This window comes from Vibrio sp. V12_P9A6T4 (assembly GCF_963874835.1).
GTDB classification, from domain to species: domain Bacteria; phylum Pseudomonadota; class Gammaproteobacteria; order Enterobacterales; family Vibrionaceae; genus Vibrio; species Vibrio anguillarum.
This window is the reverse complement of the sequence record NZ_CAWNJO010000056.1, coordinates 18,667-37,658: the sequence shown is the minus strand read 5'-3', so window position 1 is coordinate 37,658 and position 18,992 is coordinate 18,667. Positions and strand designations below refer to the sequence as shown.

Genomic DNA, 18,992 nt, shown 5'->3' with positions numbered 1-18,992 from the left:
ATTCAAAGTGTCCTCTAGTTTCATGGTCTCATTTAAATAATTCGTCTCAAAGCAACACCTGTATTTTAAAATTTTTTATTTTTATAAGGGACATAACATGTCTAACACTACTACTGGCACTGTAAAATGGTTCAACGAAACTAAAGGTTTTGGTTTCATTTCTCAAAGCAACGGCGGTCCAGATGTATTCGTACACTTCCGCGCTATCGCTTCTGAAGGTTTCAAAACTTTAGCAGAAGGCCAAAAAGTATCTTTTGTTGTAGAACAAGGTGCTAAAGGTCCTCAAGCTGCTAACGTACGTGCTGAATAATTTCGCATGAATGTGTGAGCGTTGGCACCACGCCAGCGCTCTTATTTTTACCTAGATTATAAATTATAGTTATCAACGTTATCGCTCAAACTTCTGCTCCGTTCCCTCTGCTTATCCCGTTCGAACATTCAGCCATTTTTGCATAAACCGTTTTGACAATCCTATTTCTATCTATGTAATATTTCCATTTTTACAAAGGAGATCTACTATGTCTCGTACAACTGGTAGAAAGCGTTTTTGGTTTGCTAAATCTAAAGCAACACAAAAATTACGCTCACTATGAATATTCATTTTAATATTAAACATTGCTCTTGGAATGCGACTATTCATCAACTTAATAGTGACATATTGACACGTCATATATTAAGTCAGATAAATTGCAATTTAGACACTCTTCATCTCAATTTTATTTATGATGAAGAATCTTCTCAAGGACAAATATTGAATGCTGATGACAAGCTTATTGGCCATTTTAATATCATCGATTAATACCCAAACACTTTAATAGCCGCCGTTAAAGTTATTTGGGCATTATTCACTTATCTCAGTTTTGCTAGCACTATTTTCTGATCTAATTCGTTGTGATAGTCTTTATAATCTAAACCTACTTCAAAGATGAATTCTGTCACTAAAGTGCGAACACAATCTACCAGCTCTTTCGCATTCCATGGTTTCTCAAAATACCTATTTACACCTGCAGTGTTAATCGCATTGATCGTATCTGTGTGTGTTGCTTGCCCTGTTAACAGAATTTTCTTTGTTTTCTTAAATCTGGAATCTGCTGCGACCTCGGTTAATAATTCGACTCCTGTCTTTCCTGGCATCACATGATCTGACATCAGCAGCGCAATATGCTCACCTTGTTCGTCAAACTCATCCATTAGATCCAATACTTCATAAGCCGATTCACAATCTTCAATATTCAACCAAGAAGTGAGTGGTTGAAGATCTTGCAGTATCGCACTTAATACTTCCCTTTGATCATCGACACAAATGATATTAAGCTTCTCCATAATCGCTCTCCGTGGGTAATTTAATTCTAAATATTGTTCTTTCATTGTCACTTTTGAGTACGACATTTCCACCATACCCAGAAACAATGCGTTTCACTATTGATAACCCTAGTCCCAAACCAAACGACAACCCTCCTTTTTTGGTGGTGAAGCTTGGTTGGAATATTTTCCGTCTAGTGGCTTCGTTAATTTCAGGACCGTTATTAGCAATGGTTACCAATATACGTTGTTTACTTAATTTGGTTTGTATCTCTATCATTGGCTCTGCTATGTTAGCCATCGCATCACAGGCATTTTTGATGATGTTTACCCAAATTTGTACCAGCTCTGTCTGAGATCCTTTAAATAAGGGTAATGCAGCTGGCCTAATACGGACACTGACACGTCGTAAATCACTCTGTAATAGTGCCAATGCTCGATTGATCGTATCGTTAATATCGAACTCTTCATCTTGAGTAATTTCAGTTCGGCCCAGTTGTTTTACTGATTTAACAATGCCAACAGTATGTTTAGAGGCCAAACGTAAATCATGCAAGTCACGGCCCATTTGCCAATAACGGATAGCTAAATGTGGATTTTTCAGCCAGTGCGAAGATAAGTAGTCTTCTGGAACCGCTTTTGCTAAATCTCTTGCCACATTTTTAGGCAGGGCGTATTGCTTTTCGAAAAGAGCACCTCGCCTTCTAGCTTCGTTTGACGATACTTTCTGACCATACATCAAGCCAAAATCGAAAAAGAGGCTCGCTTCAGGATGAACCTCTTCGAGCAGCTCCATAAACAGTACTTCTAATCGCTCAGATTTGCTACTCACTACCCCGATGGCATTGTTCAATTCATGGGCAATGCCCGCCGCTAACTGGCCCAAGGTCGTCATTTGCTCAGCCGAATATAACCTTTCTAATGCTTTTTCTTTTGCCACTGATTCTTGAGTTGCGCGTCGTTGACGGCGGGATAATTCATTCACAATAACGGGGGTAAACTGGGCGGTTAAAGGTCCATATTGATCTTCTTCTAAGACGGCCGTAGTTCGGTCGATCCAGGCAAGCTCTACCGTAGATTCAGCCACCACTGTTGAAGAAGCTATCCATTCACCAGAAAAAAAACTGTGCACGCCAATAAAAGCACCCGCACCGGCTGAAAAAACTTTTATCGGTTTATCGCCTTTTTCATTGTAATAGCCACTCAATTCTCCCGACCATACGAAATAGAGTCGATCATTATAACCTTCTTGCTCAATGACAATACTTCCCGAAGGCAGTTTCACCATCCGTTCAGGATGGCGAAAATAACGATCAATGAGTGCAACAAGTCTTTTATCCGACATAATGCTACCTAACCGATATGACCAACCGCATGAAGTAACCAAACCATAACAAAACTGAGCAGCACCCCAATCACACCGAGGACAACCCCTACTTTAGCCATTTGGTTACTTTGAACGTGCCCGGTAGCATGCGCCAACGCATTAGGTGGTGTACTGATAGGTAATGACATACCAAGTGATGCAGCAAAGGTAACCACGAGAATCAACGTGATTTCTCCACCTAGTGGAGTAAGCGAAGTCATTGAAGCACCAAGCGCGGCCATAATGGGCATTAATAAGTTCGCGGTGGCGGTATGTGACATAAAATTGGCCATAATGAGACACAAAAATGCCGCACCAAATAAAACAACGTAAGGTGAATACTGCGCAAAAGGAATGCTGTTCACCACTAGTTGCGCTAACCCCGTTTTGTCTAATGCAAGTCCTAGCGCAATACCACCAGACACTAACCACAGCACATCCCAAGAAATTTTCTTTAGATCTTCTTTGTTGATGATGCCAGTAAGAGAAAAGACAGCCACGGGTATCAGTGCAACAGTATAAGAGTTCATACCATGGGTTGAGCCCATCAACCAAAGAAGAATGGTCAGAGCAAATGTGACATACACAATAATGGCTTTTGGTGTTTTTAAAAATTTACCTTTAATGGTCAATTCAATTTTTTGTTGCTCTGCTTTAAACATGGCGCTAATCAATACCCATGCGAGTGCCATCATTATGATCACAAACGGCACCCCAAAGGCCATCCATTCACCAAAGGTAATTAAATTTTCACCGACCAGATATTTCAATGCGATCGCATTGGGAGGAGTACCTATTGGCGTACCTATACCGCCAATATTAGCGGCGACCGGAATACACAAAGCAAAAGCAATTCGCCCTGGATCTTTTGGGCCAAACACTGCGATGACTGGCGTTAAGATGGAAAGCATCATCGCTGTTGTTGCGGTATTGGACATAAACATCGAGAAGATGCCAGTAATTAACATCAAGCCTAACATGACATACTTGGGATTCTGGCCAAATGGTTTGAGCAGCACTCGTGCAAGGTTGACATCCAAGCGATACTTAGTGGCGGCCATGGCTAAGAAAAAGCCACCCAAAAACAACATAATAATTGGGCTGGCAAACGTCGCCATGATATCAGTATGTTTTAGCAAGCCACCAAAATGAGCTTCTCCCTCAGCAAGCCTCATAAACCAGATACCTTTATCCGATACCATTAGGATCTCTAGCACGATCACGACTACCGATGTGGCATAGATTGGGATCGGTTCAAATACCCAACAAAGAGCGGCGAGCAAAAAGATGGCAATCACTCGCTGCTGTATTACAGTCATCCCTTCAAAAGGGAAAGCGGTCATAGGCAACAATAAAATAAGTAATGGAACTAAAATAGGGATGATAAATTTTAAGTAAGGACGCACCATATAAACTCTTCCTGAGTACTCATAGAAACGATAATTAGAGGTGTACTTGAATCTCGAACAACGTTGCCATTATGTTACAGTTACTCAGCAAAAAGTTTGGTGTTAGATCAATGAACAACGATTACCACTAAGGCAAATACTCAGAATGAGGGGTCGCTTGCAAATCCTCTCACCACTCTTAGGTGTTAAACCAATAATCAACCACCCTCACATCATTAAAATTAATCAATCGTTTTATCTTTGCACAATCAAACATCTGCTACTTTAATAGTATAGGTATCGTCAATTTATAGATAACATGATAATATCCGCGACCAATTAGGATGTAGATCACATTGTCGGTAAATGGATGTTGTTCGCTCAAGCGACTTTTGACAAAAACAATCAAAGGTAACTCATTCATGTTTTTAAAAAATCTATCCATCAGACAGAAAATTGCAGGCTCATTTAGCCTCATCGCTTTAATCAACATCCTCTTCGCTTGGTTTTTATATAGCGAACTCCAAGAAGTCAAAAGTCAGTTGGTGAATTTTGCCGACGATACACTGCCTGCACTACAACACGTAGATTCTATGGGAGATAAACTTTCCTATTGGCGTCGTACGCAGTTTGCTTCCTTGCTCACCGATGATATAAACGAAGTGAAACAACGCCTAGTGACTAGCCGTCAATTACAACAAGAGGTTGATGCAGGTTTAAAACAGTATGGAAAAAGTGTTTGGCCAGGAGAAGAGGAGCAAACATTCAAGAGTTTGATGGCTAATTGGGATAGTTACACAACGATCATGACTCAGTTTAATCAGGCTTTAGCGAACAATGACAAAAATAGTGCGCATAAACTGCTAAACCAATCTCTCGATAATTTTCGTCATATTGAAGCCGACATAAAAACGCTGATTGGCATCTTGCAAAAAGCAATGGATGGCAACAAAAGCTATATTCTTAAAGCAGTTGACACACTGAACACTTCATCAAGTATCAGTAATGTTTCCATTATCGTCGTCATGGTCATTATCACCCTCTTCTTGACTCGCATAATTTGTGGACCTTTACGATTAGTTGTTGACCAAGCAAACGCGATTGCAGAAGGTAACTTAGCAAAACAGATCGATCGTAATGCTATTGGCAATGACGAATTAGGTGAACTTGCCGATGCCTCACAAAAGATGCAGAACAATTTACGTCAACTGATCGAAGAGATCATCTCCGCTGTAACACAACTGAGTAGTGCTGTGGAAGAGATGAGTCAAATCTCCAATATCTCAGCTCAAGGTATGAAAGAGCAGCAATATCAGATCACACAAGTCGCAACAGCGATGACGCAAATGAAAGCCGCAGTGGCCGATGTAGCACGCAACACGGAAGACTCAGCATCACAAGCAAGTAGTGCCAACACTAAAGCCAAAGAGGGTGCGACAGACAATGCCGCGATGGTGAGCTCCATTCAACAAGTGGCTACAATTATTGGTCAGGCTGGCGAAACCGTTGCAAATTTAGAACAACAATCCACACAAATTAACGTGGTACTTGACGTTATTCGTAACATCGCTGAGCAAACAAACCTATTGGCACTGAACGCTGCGATTGAGGCAGCCCGCGCTGGTGAATCTGGCCGAGGCTTTGCTGTTGTTGCCGATGAAGTGCGCACCCTTGCGGGAAGAACTCAAGCTTCAACTGGCGAAATCACAACCATTATTGAAAAATTACAAACCATGGCAGGCGAAGCAAAAGAAGCAACCGAACGTTCGCGCGTCAGCATTGACTCTTGCGTCGTTCAAGGAACCCACTCGCAGCAATTGATGGTTTCAATTGAAAACTCAGTAGCTCAAATTGCGGATATGGGAACACAAATCGCCAGTGCTTGTAGTGAACAAGATTCCGTTGCCGATGAACTAAGCCGCAACATTGAAAATATCCATACGGCTTCACAAGAAGTCGCGCAGGGTTCAGAACAAACGGCGCAAGCTTGCCACGAACTCAGTCAATTATCGGTCACATTGCAAGACGCAATGGGGCGTTTCAAACTTAACTAAAATAGAGTCAGCCCCTAACGGGGCTTTCTTGTTTTTACTTACCTAGGAGATAGAATGAATTTCAAAGCCTCTTTTCTTACACTGTCAATTGCCATGGCTTTACCCTCTTTTTCAGCGACTTCTGCACCTTTGAGCCTTAACGTCAGTGAGCCTTCTATACAAGAAATTCAGCAATCCAATACTTGGCTTGAGATCGATCTTGGCCAATTCAAACAAAATATTGAGCAGTTTAAGAGCCACATCAACAGCCAAACTAAAATTTGCGCCGTGATGAAGGCTGATGCTTACGGCAACGGTATTCGCGGTTTAATGCCAACTATTCTCGCGCAAGGGATCCCTTGTATCGCAATTACCAGTAATGCAGAGGCTAGAGCCGTACGTGAGAGCGGGTTTAAAGGCCAGTTGATGCGTGTTCGCTCTGCGAGCATTGATGAAATCGCACAAAGTGTCGAGTTAGATATCGAAGAGCTCATCGGTAGTAAAATACAAGCTGAGCAACTCGCTCAGCTAAGCCAGCAAAAAGGTAAAACGATAAGAGTACATTTGGCATTAAATGATGGCGGTATGGGACGCAATGGTATCGATATGTCAACCGATGCAGGAAAACAAGAATCGATTGCGATTGCTACTCAAAGTGGCATACAAATTGTTGGGATAATGACGCATTTCCCCAATTACAACCCAGACGAAATCCGCAGCAAGTTGGCCAGTTTTAATACCAATTCAGCTTGGTTGATTCAGCAAGCAAACCTAAAACGCGATGAACTGATTTTGCATGTTGCCAACTCCTACACTGCTCTCAATGTACCGGAAGCACAACTTGATATGGTACGTCCTGGCGGCGTCCTATATGGCGACTTACCAACTAACCCGGAATATCCGTCAATCGTCTCATTCAAAACACGTATTGCGTCATTGCATCATCTTCCTAAAGGAAGCACTGTTGGCTATGACAGTACATACCGCGTAACCAAAGAGAGTGTTTTGGCAAATCTGCCTGTTGGCTATTCAGATGGTTACCCAAGAAAAATGGGCAATCGCGGTGACGTATTGATTAACGGTCAACGAGCAAAGGTGGTTGGAGTAACCTCAATGAACACCACATTGGTTGACGTAACCGATGTGAAAGGCGTCCTTCCTAATCAGGAAGTCACCTTGTTTGGCGCGCAAAAGCAAGGCCGAATCACTGTCAGTGAGCTGGAAGAAAACGCAGAGCTCATATTCCCTGAACTGTATACGATTTGGGGAACGGCAAACCCTCGTTTCTACATCCACTAAGCCAAGCCCACTTATTTATCTTTTGGTCCGTGAGTGTTTTGCACTCACGGTATCCCCTTTTAATTCACCGCTCGTTGTTCCTATTAACCCCTTTATTTTTCAGGCATAATCGGCCCGTTTCTTTTATTTCATATGGATGCGCATGCGACCGATTAAATCCCCTATATTCTTGGCTGTGTTAACTCTACTCTTGGCCATGACCACCATTCAATCTGGCGCGTCACTAGCCAAGCAGTTATTTCCTATTGTTGGCCCAGGTGGAACAATTGCACTGCGCGTTGGTCTCTCTGCATTAATACTGTTAATAATTTTTCGCCCATGGCAGTTACGACTTTCTCTTTCACAATGGCGCTCAATGATCATTTACGGAGCAAGCCTAGGTGGCATGCAACTGATGTTCTATTTTGCTATTGAACGAATTCCTCTTGGTATTGGGGTTGCGTTGGAGTTTTCAGGGCCATTACTCATTGCATTTCTCTCATCTAAACGCAAAAAAGATCTGATTTGGGTTGCGCTTGCTATTCTGGGTATTGTTTTTTTATTGCCCGATCTAACGGGTGTCGATGCACTTGATCCGATTGGCGTTGCACTGGCTTTAGCGGCCGGCGGATGCTGGGCAGCCTACATATGGTTTGGTCAAAGGGCGGGGAGTGTCGGTTCTGGAGGCGCAACCGTTGCGATAGGAATGACGATTGCGGCCCTGTTTGCGTTTCCAATCGGCGTTGTATTATCAGAGGCGTCTATTTTTACGTGGTCAATACTGCCTATGGCGTTATCTGTCGCGATTCTTTCAAGCGCCGTACCTTATTGCCTAGAAATGTCGGCTTTAAAGCGTTTGTCTACACAACACTTTAGTGTGTTAATGAGCTTAGAGCCCGCCATCGCCGCATTAGCTGGATTAGTTATTCTTCAAGAACAATTAAGCTTAACGCAATGGATCGCCATTACGATGATCATCACGGCCTCAATGGGTAGCACGCTATCGGCGAAGAAATAATGTGAACCGTTCAAAATAGTTCGGCACTACTGTCCCCCTCTTCGTTTTCAATGAATACACCGCTCCGCAACAAGTCTTCATAACATTGTACTTGATTGCGGCCGTGGTTTTTGGCGAAGTAGAGTGCTTTGTCTGCTCTATCTAGAATCGTTGAGAGATATTCTCTTGGCGAGATAGAGCAGATACCAATGCTAAGCGTGATATGTTGAACCTGAGGAAAACGAAACTGCTCGATGTGCTGTCTAAACCTCTCGGTTCTGTTTAGCACGACCTCATACTCACTGGCAGGAAAAATAATGACGAACTCTTCTCCTCCAAACCGAAACAGTTGTTCTTGATTAAGAAAAAAATTCTGCATTTGCTGAGCCACCAAGAGCAAAACTTCATCGCCAATCAGATGGCCAAAATTATCATTGATCCGTTTAAAATGGTCGAGATCAATGATGGCAACCCAAGGCATCACTGAGCCTACTGTCGCCATTTCAGGAAGCACATCAAAGCTAAGGCGCAACCTATCCTCTAACGTCCTTCGATTCAACAACCCTGTCAGCTTGTCACGCTCATTTTCATGCAATAATAAAACGTAATTTTGGTAAATTTTAACAAAGCCTTCAATGAGCATTCGATATTGTTTGGGCGGAACTTTTAGAATCAGAGACAACCTAGCAGAAAAACTATCGTTGATCGCAATAGGGTAAATGCAATGGTATCCGTTTGTACCCAAATCTTCTATTTTGGGCTCGATATCAGAATGGTTATGTTCATAACTTGGAACCGTCTCGCCCTCATATTCCCAGTTAATTTCAAATTTTCCAGGTATACGACTACAGATAGTAGCTTTTGCAATGACATAGGAATGAGGTCCAATGTAATGTTCTAAGCAGGCCGATTTCAGAGGCAACATCTCGACTAGAGCGCTGATGACACAATAACCCAATGACACCGCATTTTTCTGCCCCGTAATTTCAACAACAGATTGGAGAATTTTATCGTCCATGCGCCCTCCCGAACATCTCTTATGATCAGTATAGGAAAGAATGGGTAGCGCGATGTTATAAAGTTTGTATCAATTAAATAACTTTCGAGTACTGTAGAACGAACAAAAAGCAGCCTAAGCTGCTTTTTGTTCGTTTATTCGTTACTTTCTATTACCCAATTTGACTTTGCCATTTGAACCAAACCATAACGCTTGAGCACGGCGACGCCCCAATAAGATTGGTCCATCATCGTAAAATAAGAAATTTTTCCAGTATTTTTTAAAAACCGACCATTGGGTTTCGATAATATTGTACTTTTCATAACAAAAATAAACGGTCACGTCATTTTGCCAATCAATATGGGCCAAAATATCAACGGGTAATGATTCATCGTCACTTTCCCATTCTTTCATCCAACTGATTTCATTGATCCAACTGCCTGCTTTGCGAGGCCAATCTTGAGAACTTAACCTCTCTGAATCTGGGCTTTGAGCACTGATATTTTCCAGCCAAAACTGAGCCGCTCGGGCTTGAGACATGGGTTTAATATGCACCAGATCTTGCTCAGGAACTGGCATTGATTGGTGAGTGAAAATCCATTTTCTTTGGTATTGATCCAAAGGCAAATACGACATTGAATTTCCTTAATGTTTTAGCTGGCTTGCGAATATAGCCGCTTTACTTTTAAAACGATAACCCATTAGCTTGGACGCCAATCAGCATTAACCAATGCTGTTAGGTTGTGATCTTCCCATTGGCCATCAATGAGCAAATAATTTTTAGCGTGACCTTCGGCCTGAAAGCCCATTTTCATCAACACCGCTTCACTGCGTTTGTTGATTGGCATATAACCAGCCATGATACGGTGTAGGTTTTGTACCTTAAACATGTAGTGGCACGCCATTTTTAATGCACGGCCCATGATGCCTTTACCTTGTGCATTCTTCGCTAACGAATAGCCGAGATTACAAGCATAAAATGGAAAGCGTGAGAGGTTACTGAACGAAATGGTGCCAAGCATGTCACCACTGTTAATATCGATGATGAGCAAATAATAGCCTAATTGCATTTTATGCAGCTCACCGAGTTTAATCAGTCGCTGCGCCCAACCGTGAGCCTCAAAAAACGCCGCTTCTCGTTTGGGTTCCCAAGGCCGTAGATGTTCACGATTACTCGTAAAATAGGCGGCGATCATCTCCGCATCTTCAAGTTTTGCGGTTCGCACTAAAATATCATTGTCCACTTCATACACTTGGGACAAGGTGCTGCATGACTGCATCAATTTTTCCTAATTCCGTAGTCGCGTAGCTTATTGGCGATAGAGGTGTGTGATACGTTTAAACGCTTAGCCAACTTACGGCTTGAAGGGAAAGACTGATATAAACGTTCCAAAATTTGAGATTCATACTCTTTCATGATGTCATCTAATGAGCCATCAAGATTTACATGGGTATTGCCAGTATGAACGGTTTCAAGCTGCGGCAGATGGAAGAGATCCACTGTTAACTGATTATCAGACATCTCCGTTAGCGCCCTGAGCACCATGTTGTCCAACTGTCGTACGTTGCCTGGCCATTGGTAATGAGAGAGCTGATCCGCCAAATCTTCCGCTAGTAGTGGTTTGACCATACCCATTTTCTTAATGTGTTTCGCCACGAACAGCTCAAGCAATGGCTGAATGTCGTTAGACCGCTCACGCAAAGTAGGAATACGGAGAGTTAACACATTCAGACGATAAAAAAGATCTTCACGAAATGCGCCTGATTCGGCTAAATCTGCCAACTTGTGACGCGTCGAGGCAATCACACGAACATTAACATGAACTTCATGCTCCTCACCAACGCGGCGGAATGTACCATCTTGCAAGAAGCGCAGTAGTTTAATTTGTAAATGAGGGCTCATCTCCCCGATTTCATCGAGAAAAACGGTGCCGCCATTCGCCTGTTCAAAAATACCTTTATGGCCTTGTTGATGATTAAATGACCCTGGCGCATGACCAAACAACTCCGTTTCCGCAACATCATCCGGCATTGAAGCACAACTCAGAACTAAGAAAGGAAAGGAGGCACGGTGAGAGCGATTATGACAAGCCTTGGCCAACATCTCTTTACCCGTTCCGGTTTCGCCTTCTATAAGCAAAGGTTGATCAAGCATTGACAGCTTCTTAGCTTGGCTAATGAGCGCTTTATGGCGGTTAGAAACTCCGACAAAATGTTCAAAACCAAGGTTATTGTGTAAGGGCAAAGCATCATCGACGACGCCGCTAGGGCTTTTAGAACGAATCATCATCATGGTACTCGCCAAGGTGGATTCTTTCGACTCACCCGTAATATAAACAGGCATCATCTCCATCAGATAATCGAGACCATCGTGCACGATCTCCTCACGTTGTCGTGCTTTGTTGCCTTCAAGCCAGCGTGATAGGTTAAAGAAAGGTAATAATGCAGAAATCGGCTGCCCTATCACCTCTTTCTCTGTTTTGTTAAACAACGATAACGCTGAATAGTTTGCCATATCAACAAACCCTTTCAGATCAATCGCCAGCACCGCATCAGGCACGTTGTTGAGTAATGAAATTAACTCGGTGTTATGCCGCTCCATGGGCATGAATTGAATTTTCCGAACATCTTTTACGCCAGAAATTCGGCGAATTTCAGCCATCAATTCACTGAATGTTTCAAAATCAATGTCAGGGCAGTTGAGGTAAATAATGCCGATGACATCGATTTCAATCCCACGCAAATCAATGTTTCTCGATGCAAGAATATCGAGCAGTTCTCGGGTTAGGCCGAGTCTATCTTCACAAGAGACTTCAAGACGCACTTAAAAATCCTAATAAAAAGTGTCAGGAAAAGTTGACAGTAGTTTCTATCAAGCCTTGTATGGCGTCAAGTTATCTCATGTTTTGAGGTTCACATTCGGGCATATTATTTGATAAATGTTGCTTATTTCACCGTAAGCGCGGCGATTCTTGCGACGATCTGTTTGCGAATCGCCCCTAATTTTACTTTTCTGTCTGGCTGCCATGCCATCGGCCTGAGCAGTGCCATGGCTTTCAAACCAAGACGAGCGGTCAATATTCCCACTCCTAAACCTTGCCCTGCCCGCGCGGATACCTTTCCGGCTAAATCCATAGAAAGGAGATCCATGCTGGCGTCGATGGCGAGTTCGCTGGCACCTGCCGCAGCCATATTAATCAATACGGACTTAAATAAAGAGAGACGAGACCAGTAACCCAATGGCACTCCATACAGTTTTGCCAGTTGATCAATCATAGTGAAATTACGCCATGCCACTAACAACATATCTGCGATGGCTAAAGGGCTAATTGCCACTAGTGCTGCCGCTTCTGTTGAATATTGTGAGACGATTTTGGTTGCTTGTTTATCTTGTTCACTCACCACCATAGCATCGTACATATCGAGTATTTCAGCATCGCTGTGTGAGGCATTAACGCTGTTTAACCAACGATCATAGGCTGGGCTTTCGGTTTTTATGCCACTTTGTTTAGCTAGAGCTTGGCAGAACGCGAGCCCATGACCAACGCTGTCGGTTTGCATAAGCTGTTCGCTTTGCTCTTGAATACTAAAATGATGGCGAAGTGCTCGTAACTTCCACAGCTCTTTGATTAAGGTACTTAAGCCTAACGATGCCAAACCAGCAATAAATCCCGCCCAGCCTAATGCTAACCAGTCCGCTGATTGAATCGCCGTGATAACTGAATCGATAGCTTGCCAACCGATTAAACCTGCAAAGCTTATAACTAATGCCGCAGCTCGCCATCTCCGACCTTGTGGTGGACGAATGATTTGCTCCAACTCTTTTTCCGCAGCACTCTCTTCATTGCTGATCGGCATTGGAATGAAGGCTTCATTATTTTGAAATTGCTGTTGAGCCGTAAGCTCTGGCGTACTCTTCTGTTGTGGTTCTAATTTTTGATTAAAGATTTGCTTGGTTTTTAAATCACTCATTTCAGCTTATCTCCAATTAAATATTCCAACGCTTTATCTAAACGGATATGAGGGCAAGGTTCATCACAGCTAAATGCTCTTGGTTTAAAACTGGTGAATTCAAACCCTTGATGCTGCCAATACTCTTTGTTAGGTAACTTTTTCGGCACATCACCGGGGAAAATGGTCAAAGTTTCGCCATCGAGAGTCACACCTTGTAAGGCTGGAATGGTGCGCTCACCGCTATCAATAAAACCCGCTTGTGTGGCCTGTATCGATGCCATACTGATGCAACTCATCTCAATATTCTCATAGGCGGCGCTTTGCCAAGCAGGATGAACCATCTGCTGCAGTAACGACACCAAATGCGGGTGTTGTTCAGGGGTGACATGATCCGCTTTGGTTGCGGCAAACAGCACTTTGTCTATCTTGGGTGCAAACAGACGCTTGAGTAAACCATTACGACCATAACGAAAGCTATGCATAATCTGTTCAAGCGCACGACGCATATCCAAAAAGGAGTCGTAGCCGTCATTGAGTGGAGATAAGCAATCGACTAACACAATCTGCCGATCAAACGTGGCAAAATAATTTTTGTAAAAAGCTTTCACAACCTTGTTTTGGTATTCTTCATAGCGTGCTTTTAACATGCTGTAATTACTATTGGGAGCCGGCTTGTCTTCACCGTACGGATTACGGCATGGGAAAAATTGCAGAACAGGCGCACCTTCTAGCTCTCCCGGCAACACAAAACGCCCCGGTTGCACCCAATGCAAACCGGCATTTTTACACGCGTGCAAATACTCCGTAAACAGCATCGACAGTGAAGCAAGCTTTTGCTCATTGGCGTCTTGTGTTACATCAAGTTTAGCTAACCCTTCAAGCCACGGCTCGGCTAATGAGGAACGTAGTTCACTTAGCGCTGAAAACTGCTGTTCTGACCACTGTTCATAGGTCATTTCGAGCAGAGGCAGATCCAACAGCCATTCCCCCGGATAGTCGATGATATCGAGATAAAGTGTGGCCGTGTGACCAAATAATTTTTTACTGCGCTTTTTAGGTTTGTATTTGATCGCTAGGCGAATTTCGCTGACGTCACGAGTGGGCACAGGCCAATGTGGCGGTTCGCTGTGTAACTGTGACACCGCTTCATCGTAAGCAAAGCGTGGAACCATTAAGTTAGTTTGAGGGACACGTTTTGCACCCACAATGCGTCGGTCACGCGTTGCGGAAAATAGCGGTAAATTATCATGGGTAGAGGTGTGCAGTAATTGGTTCACTAAGGAGGTAATAAAAGCCGTTTTCCCCGCTCGCGATAACCCCGTGACAGCAATTCGAACATGCGAATCTAATCCACGGTTAATTAAATCAGTCATTTCTCGACGAATGTGCTTCATTCACTCACTCCACTTCATTTGATGACGCTACTTTATGTGTATTCACCTTAATCAGAGATGAACAAAAAGCCCCTGACAAGAATCAGAGGCTTAGGCTTTTTTGTCCAAAAAAATCGCTGTTCTGTGTTGAGCTGCTCACATCGGCTCAATCATCTTCTATTAATTTATAAATCACAAACAATGCAGCCTCAAGCATCACCCATAACACGCAGGTGATTGTGACGTACTTATCATCGAAGATGCTGATGCCATGTAGAATAAGGTCATAGCCGAGGAAAACCCCAACCACAATAGCGATAATAATTTGTAATATTTTAATAAAACGAGGCATCTACCCTCCTAGTTTTGCAAATGAGCATTTCAATCATCTACTTATTTTATAGACGATAACTGCAGCCTAAGCTGCAGTTATCGTGAGAACGCGATGAGATCAGATTAAGCTTTCTTTTGAGCTTCGGCAATCTTCACTTTCCATGTGTCTGGGCCTATTTGGTGAGCATTCGCGCCACGCGAGTCCACCGCAACCGTGACTGGCATGTCTTCAACTTCGAATTCATAAATGGCTTCCATACCTAAATCTTCGAATGCCACCACGCGTGCTTTCTTAATCGCTTTCGCCACTAAGTAAGCCGCGCCACCCACCGCCATCAAGTAGACCGCTTTGTGGTTTTTGATTGACTCCACCGTCGCAGGTCCACGCTCTGCTTTGCCTATCATCCCCATAATGCCCGTTTCATCAAGCATCATGTCGGTAAATTTGTCCATACGTGTCGATGTGGTCGGGCCTGCTGGACCAACAACTTCATCACCCACCGCATCAACGGGGCCAACGTAATAGATAAATTTACCTTTAAGATCGACGCCTTTAGGCAGCCCTTCGCCATTTTGCAACATTGCTTGGAGTCGTTTATGTGCGGCATCGCGGCCCGTTAAAATCTTACCGGAAAGAAGCAGTGTTTCACCGGTTTTCCATTCTTGAACCTCTTCTTTAGTAACCGCATCAAGGTTGACGCGGCGCGCGCTTGCTCCTGCGTCCCACACAATTTGTGGCCAATCTTCTAGCTTTGGTGGTGTAAGTTCAGCAGGGCCCGTACCGTCTAGCGTAAAGTGAACATGGCGGGTCGCCGCACAGTTAGGGATCATACAAACAGGTTTAGACGCGGCGTGAGTCGGCGCTGTTTTGATTTTTACATCCACAACGGTGGTTAAGCCACCAAGCCCTTGCGCACCAATGCCTAAACGGTTCACGCGGTTAAAAATATCTAAACGCAGTTCTTCTTCCGCATTTTGTGGACCACGATCAATCAGTTCTTGAATATCGATATGCTCCATCAGTGATTCTTTTGCAAGCACAGCCGCCTTTTCTGCGGTGCCGCCAATACCAATGCCGAGCATACCCGGAGGACACCAACCCGCCCCCATCAAGGGTACGGTTTTTTCTACCCATTCAGCAATGTCATCGGAAGGATTAAGCATTACCATCTTGGTTTTGTTCTCACTGCCGCCGCCTTTGGCTGCGATTTGAATGTCGACTTTATTTCCTGGCACCATATTGATATGAACGACAGCAGGCGTATTGTCTTTAGTATTAATACGCTTACCAGCAGGATCCATTAATATAGAAGCGCGCAATGGGTTATCTGGATTGGTGTACGCTTGACGAACTCCTTCATCAATCATTTCTTGCACCGTGAGATCAGACTCCCATTGCACATTCATACCAATGTTGACAAAACAGGTTACGATGCCGGTATCTTGGCAAATGGGTCGATGCCCTTCTGCTGACATGCGCGAGTTAATGAGAATTTGTGCGATCGCATCTTTCGCAGCTTGGCTCTCTTCTCGATGATAAGCCTTTTCTAGTGCTTGAATGAAGTCCAGAGGGTGGTAGTAAGAGATATATTGAAGAGCGTCAGCGACACTGCTGATCACATCCTGCTTGCGAATTACCGTCATTGCGTGCCTCGTTATTGTTATGCTTCCCTTGACTGTTGCGTGTTCCTCATTCAATAAGCGGTAAGCTTCTCAGCAAAAAATCAACTTATTGATGTGATTCAATCAAGTAGCAGCTTTTAATTTGCATTTTATGATACTCTTGCTTTACTCAACACGCCATGCAGTGATCGGTCTCTTTGTCACAAATTACGCAAATGAACAACAACGAATTCAATCATATCCAAGTTAACGCACTGACTTACCATGTCGATCTCGCTCACCAATTGTTTTCTAAAATCGAAGACTGCCCGTGGGCTATGCTGTTGCGCTCCGGCTCTAAGACGCATATCGATAGCCGTTTTGATATTTTAGTCGCTGAACCACTGGTCACCTTAGTGACACAAGGGGGTAAAACGACGGTATGCGAACCGCAGTCTCGTTATGATTCTCAGGTAGACCCATTCCAACTGCTCAAACAGTTGCAGCAGCAGTATTTGCCCGATGTTCAAAGCGATATAGACCTTCCTTTCGTGGGCGGTGCACTCGGTTATTTTGCCTATGACTTAGGGCGGCAGATAGAACGAATTCCAACGCTTGCTGAGCACGATCTATCCACACCTGATATGGCGATTGGTCTCTATCAATGGGCTGTGGTCGTTGATCATTTGCACCAAGCCGCCTACGTGGTGGGCAATCATATTGATGAAGCATGGCAGTGGCTCAACACTCAGAACTCCAAAAACAACGGCCATTTTGTATTACGCTCTGATTGGCAATCCAACATGAGTAAAGAGAGCTACCAACGGAAATTTGAGCAAATCCAGCACTATTTGCTCAGTGGTGATTGTTATCAAATCAACCTTGCACAGCGTTTTCAAGCGCATTATGAAGGCAGTGAATGGCAAGCTTATCAAAAACTGGAAGCGTTTAATTGCGCACCATTTTCGGCTTTTATTCGCTTAGAGAAGTCAGCGATTTTGAGTGTCTCTCCCGAACGTTTTATGCAGGTCAAACACAACATCATCGAAACTAAGCCGATAAAAGGCACCCGACCAAGAAGCGATAACCCCAGCATTGACGCCGCTAACGCGGCAGACCTTGCTTGCGCAGAAAAAGATCAAGCAGAAAACTTGATGATCGTTGACCTATTACGAAATGATGTTGGCCGTGTGGCAAAACCGGGGTCTGTACATGTGCCTAAGCTGTTCGATATTGAAAGTTTTCCTGCCGTGCATCACCTTGTGAGTACCATTCGCGCAGAACTTGATTCCACCTATTGCGCGGCCGATCTATTAAGAGCCAGCTTCCCAGGAGGCTCAATTACTGGCGCACCAAAAGTACGTGCAATGGAAATTATTGAGGAGTTAGAGCCTCACCGCCGTAGCGCTTACTGTGGCAGCATCGGCTATATTAGCCGCCACGGGACAATGGACAGCAGTATTGCTATCCGAACTTTGGTGGCAGAGAAGCAACAACTGCACGTTTGGGCTGGTGGCGGTATTGTTGCCGATAGTCAGTGTGAGCTTGAATATCAAGAGACACTGGATAAACTGAGCCGCATTTTACCTGTGCTTGAACATTCTCGTTAACCTTTCCAAGGTTTATTGAACTAGGCTAAAAAGAGATAGACGCAAAATTCGAGTAGGTAACGAAAATGAAGAGAAACAGCGTACAGACTGCGACCCCCTTGACAAAAGATCGGCTTATCCAGCGCTTTCAGTTGCAACAACCTGTGCCTTATCATGAAGAATCTATCCGTCGTGTGGCACACCTTGCTCCTCAAACCTTACGCAAGGCTTCAGTGTTAATTGGTTTTGTTGAGCGGAAGAATGGTTTAAATGTGGTATTAACCAAGAGAGCTGCGCACCTTAAACATCATCCGGGACAAATCAGTTTTCCTGGCGGGAAATATGAGGAAGTCGATGGCTCGCTGCAGATCACTGCGCTTCGTGAAGTAAGAGAAGAAATTGGAATTCTAGCAAACGACATTACTATTTTTGGGCAACTGCCTGAATTGGTTACCGTCAGTAAATTTGTAGTGACGCCCTTTCTTGCTTTTATCAACCCCAATTACAAGGCCATTATTGATACCAATGAAGTGGACGAAATATTTGAAGTTCCCGCCCACCACCTGTTTGATCGAAACAAACTCTATAGCGAATTATTTCAAGTAAAAAATCAACGACATCGCGTTTTCGCCATCCCTTATCAACATCATTTTATTTGGGGGATGACAGCGCAGATCATTCATGTTTTGCAAAAACAAGTTATTCAACCTCATTAATATTCAAACTATTCAACCATAAGTTTAAATAACACGGATGATTATTTTTCCTTATCCCGTCCAA

General features: G+C 43.6%; 18 protein-coding genes. 7 read left to right on the top strand and 11 right to left on the bottom strand.

Annotation, left to right across the window (positions count from 1 at the left end):
* Nucleotides 1-97: 97 nt before the first annotated feature.
* Nucleotides 98-310 (top strand): transcription antiterminator/RNA stability regulator CspE, encoded by a 213-nt coding sequence (cspE, locus tag AACQ42_RS09270; RefSeq protein WP_010317961.1) that lies wholly within the window; start codon nt 98-100, stop codon nt 308-310.
* Between the two features lie 279 nt (nt 311-589).
* Nucleotides 590-799 (top strand): hypothetical protein, encoded by a 210-nt coding sequence (locus tag AACQ42_RS09265; protein ID WP_013856790.1) that lies wholly within the window; start codon nt 590-592, stop codon nt 797-799.
* Between the two features lie 50 nt (nt 800-849).
* Here AACQ42_RS09265 and AACQ42_RS09260 read toward each other — a convergent pair whose 3' ends face one another.
* The 3 genes from AACQ42_RS09260 to AACQ42_RS09250 are packed head-to-tail and all read right to left on the bottom strand — an operon-like array spanning nt 850 to nt 4,074.
* Entirely contained in the window at nt 850-1,323 is a 474-nt protein-coding gene (locus AACQ42_RS09260) for a response regulator (protein WP_010317964.1), read from the bottom strand.
* Nucleotides 1,310-2,647, bottom strand: coding sequence for an ATP-binding protein (locus AACQ42_RS09255; protein ID WP_017044755.1), 1,338 nt, complete (start codon nt 2,645-2,647; stop codon nt 1,310-1,312). The genes AACQ42_RS09260 and AACQ42_RS09255 overlap by 14 nt, the downstream gene beginning before the upstream one ends.
* 8 nt (nt 2,648-2,655) lie before the next feature.
* A complete protein-coding gene (locus tag AACQ42_RS09250; RefSeq protein WP_026028851.1) occupies nt 2,656-4,074 on the bottom strand; it encodes an SLC13 family permease in 1,419 nt (472 codons plus the stop codon).
* Between the two features lie 404 nt (nt 4,075-4,478).
* Between AACQ42_RS09250 and AACQ42_RS09245 the strand changes: the two genes are divergently transcribed.
* The 3 genes from AACQ42_RS09245 (at nt 4,479) to AACQ42_RS09235 (ending at nt 8,385) form a co-directional block, all read left to right on the top strand.
* Nucleotides 4,479-6,110: a methyl-accepting chemotaxis protein gene (locus tag AACQ42_RS09245; RefSeq protein WP_026028720.1), complete on the top strand. Its 1,632-nt coding sequence runs from the start codon at nt 4,479-4,481 to the stop codon at nt 6,108-6,110.
* A gap of 54 nt (nt 6,111-6,164) precedes the next feature.
* Nucleotides 6,165-7,388 (top strand): alanine racemase, encoded by a 1,224-nt coding sequence (alr, locus tag AACQ42_RS09240; protein ID WP_013856786.1) that lies wholly within the window; start codon nt 6,165-6,167, stop codon nt 7,386-7,388.
* A 142-nt stretch (nt 7,389-7,530) separates the two neighbouring features.
* Complete coding sequence (locus AACQ42_RS09235; protein ID WP_094166064.1) at nt 7,531-8,385, top strand: EamA family transporter; 855 nt, start codon at nt 7,531-7,533, stop codon at nt 8,383-8,385.
* 10 nt (nt 8,386-8,395) lie between these two features.
* On the opposite strand, the gene AACQ42_RS09230 is transcribed toward AACQ42_RS09235, so the two are convergent.
* From AACQ42_RS09230 to AACQ42_RS09195, 8 genes are all read right to left on the bottom strand, one after another.
* Entirely contained in the window at nt 8,396-9,382 is a 987-nt protein-coding gene (locus AACQ42_RS09230) for a GGDEF domain-containing protein (RefSeq protein WP_094166063.1), read from the bottom strand.
* A gap of 141 nt (nt 9,383-9,523) precedes the next feature.
* Complete coding sequence (locus tag AACQ42_RS09225) at nt 9,524-9,997, bottom strand: DUF2947 domain-containing protein (protein ID WP_010320690.1); 474 nt, start codon at nt 9,995-9,997, stop codon at nt 9,524-9,526.
* A gap of 65 nt (nt 9,998-10,062) precedes the next feature.
* Nucleotides 10,063-10,644 carry a ribosomal protein S5-alanine N-acetyltransferase gene (gene rimJ / locus AACQ42_RS09220; RefSeq protein WP_017043610.1) on the bottom strand — a complete coding sequence of 194 codons (582 nt, stop codon included), beginning with the start codon at nt 10,642-10,644 and terminating at the stop codon, nt 10,063-10,065.
* Nucleotides 10,641-12,185 carry a transcriptional regulator TyrR gene (gene tyrR / locus AACQ42_RS09215; protein WP_013856782.1) on the bottom strand — a complete coding sequence of 515 codons (1,545 nt, stop codon included), beginning with the start codon at nt 12,183-12,185 and terminating at the stop codon, nt 10,641-10,643. Before tyrR ends, rimJ begins: the two co-directional genes overlap by 4 nt.
* Before the next feature lie 122 nt (nt 12,186-12,307).
* On the bottom strand, nt 12,308-13,333 hold the full coding sequence (locus AACQ42_RS09210; RefSeq protein ID WP_013856781.1) for a YcjF family protein: 1,026 nt from the start codon (nt 13,331-13,333) through the stop codon (nt 12,308-12,310).
* The gene (locus AACQ42_RS09205; protein WP_094166062.1) at nt 13,330-14,709 is read right to left on the bottom strand and encodes a YcjX family protein; all 1,380 of its coding nucleotides are present in this window, start codon (nt 14,707-14,709) and stop codon (nt 13,330-13,332) included. Before AACQ42_RS09205 ends, AACQ42_RS09210 begins: the two co-directional genes overlap by 4 nt.
* Before the next feature lie 145 nt (nt 14,710-14,854).
* Nucleotides 14,855-15,040: a hypothetical protein gene (locus AACQ42_RS09200; protein WP_010320694.1), complete on the bottom strand. Its 186-nt coding sequence runs from the start codon at nt 15,038-15,040 to the stop codon at nt 14,855-14,857.
* Between the two features lie 104 nt (nt 15,041-15,144).
* Nucleotides 15,145-16,665, bottom strand: coding sequence for a fumarate hydratase (locus AACQ42_RS09195; RefSeq protein ID WP_010320695.1), 1,521 nt, complete (start codon nt 16,663-16,665; stop codon nt 15,145-15,147).
* A 176-nt stretch (nt 16,666-16,841) separates the two neighbouring features.
* Here AACQ42_RS09195 and pabB point away from each other — a divergent pair, with 176 nt between their 5' ends.
* Together pabB and AACQ42_RS09185 are read left to right on the top strand one after the other, a co-directional pair.
* Nucleotides 16,842-18,233, top strand: a complete 1,392-nt coding sequence (gene pabB, locus AACQ42_RS09190; RefSeq protein WP_017044763.1) for an aminodeoxychorismate synthase component I — start codon at nt 16,842-16,844, stop codon at nt 18,231-18,233.
* Nucleotides 18,234-18,298: 65 nt separating this feature from the next.
* Complete coding sequence (locus tag AACQ42_RS09185; protein ID WP_017044764.1) at nt 18,299-18,928, top strand: CoA pyrophosphatase; 630 nt, start codon at nt 18,299-18,301, stop codon at nt 18,926-18,928.
* The last annotated feature ends 64 nt before the right edge of the window (nt 18,929-18,992 follow it).

Coding starts and splice junctions, on each gene's coding strand:
- cspE (WP_010317961.1), top strand. CDS start 98: ATGTCTAACACTACTACTGGCACTGTAAAATGGTTCAACGAAACTAAA.
- AACQ42_RS09265 (WP_013856790.1), top strand. CDS start 590: ATGAATATTCATTTTAATATTAAACATTGCTCTTGGAATGCGACTATT.
- AACQ42_RS09260 (WP_010317964.1), bottom strand. CDS start 1,323: ATGGAGAAGCTTAATATCATTTGTGTCGATGATCAAAGGGAAGTATTA.
- AACQ42_RS09255 (WP_017044755.1), bottom strand. CDS start 2,647: ATGTCGGATAAAAGACTTGTTGCACTCATTGATCGTTATTTTCGCCAT.
- AACQ42_RS09245 (WP_026028720.1), top strand. CDS start 4,479: ATGTTTTTAAAAAATCTATCCATCAGACAGAAAATTGCAGGCTCATTT.
- alr (WP_013856786.1), top strand. CDS start 6,165: ATGAATTTCAAAGCCTCTTTTCTTACACTGTCAATTGCCATGGCTTTA.
- AACQ42_RS09235 (WP_094166064.1), top strand. CDS start 7,531: ATGCGACCGATTAAATCCCCTATATTCTTGGCTGTGTTAACTCTACTC.
- AACQ42_RS09230 (WP_094166063.1), bottom strand. CDS start 9,382: ATGGACGATAAAATTCTCCAATCTGTTGTTGAAATTACGGGGCAGAAA.
- AACQ42_RS09225 (WP_010320690.1), bottom strand. CDS start 9,997: ATGTCGTATTTGCCTTTGGATCAATACCAAAGAAAATGGATTTTCACT.
- AACQ42_RS09210 (WP_013856781.1), bottom strand. CDS start 13,333: ATGAGTGATTTAAAAACCAAGCAAATCTTTAATCAAAAATTAGAACCA.
- AACQ42_RS09205 (WP_094166062.1), bottom strand. CDS start 14,709: ATGAAGCACATTCGTCGAGAAATGACTGATTTAATTAACCGTGGATTA.
- AACQ42_RS09200 (WP_010320694.1), bottom strand. CDS start 15,040: ATGCCTCGTTTTATTAAAATATTACAAATTATTATCGCTATTGTGGTT.
- AACQ42_RS09195 (WP_010320695.1), bottom strand. CDS start 16,665: ATGACGGTAATTCGCAAGCAGGATGTGATCAGCAGTGTCGCTGACGCT.
- AACQ42_RS09185 (WP_017044764.1), top strand. CDS start 18,299: ATGAAGAGAAACAGCGTACAGACTGCGACCCCCTTGACAAAAGATCGG.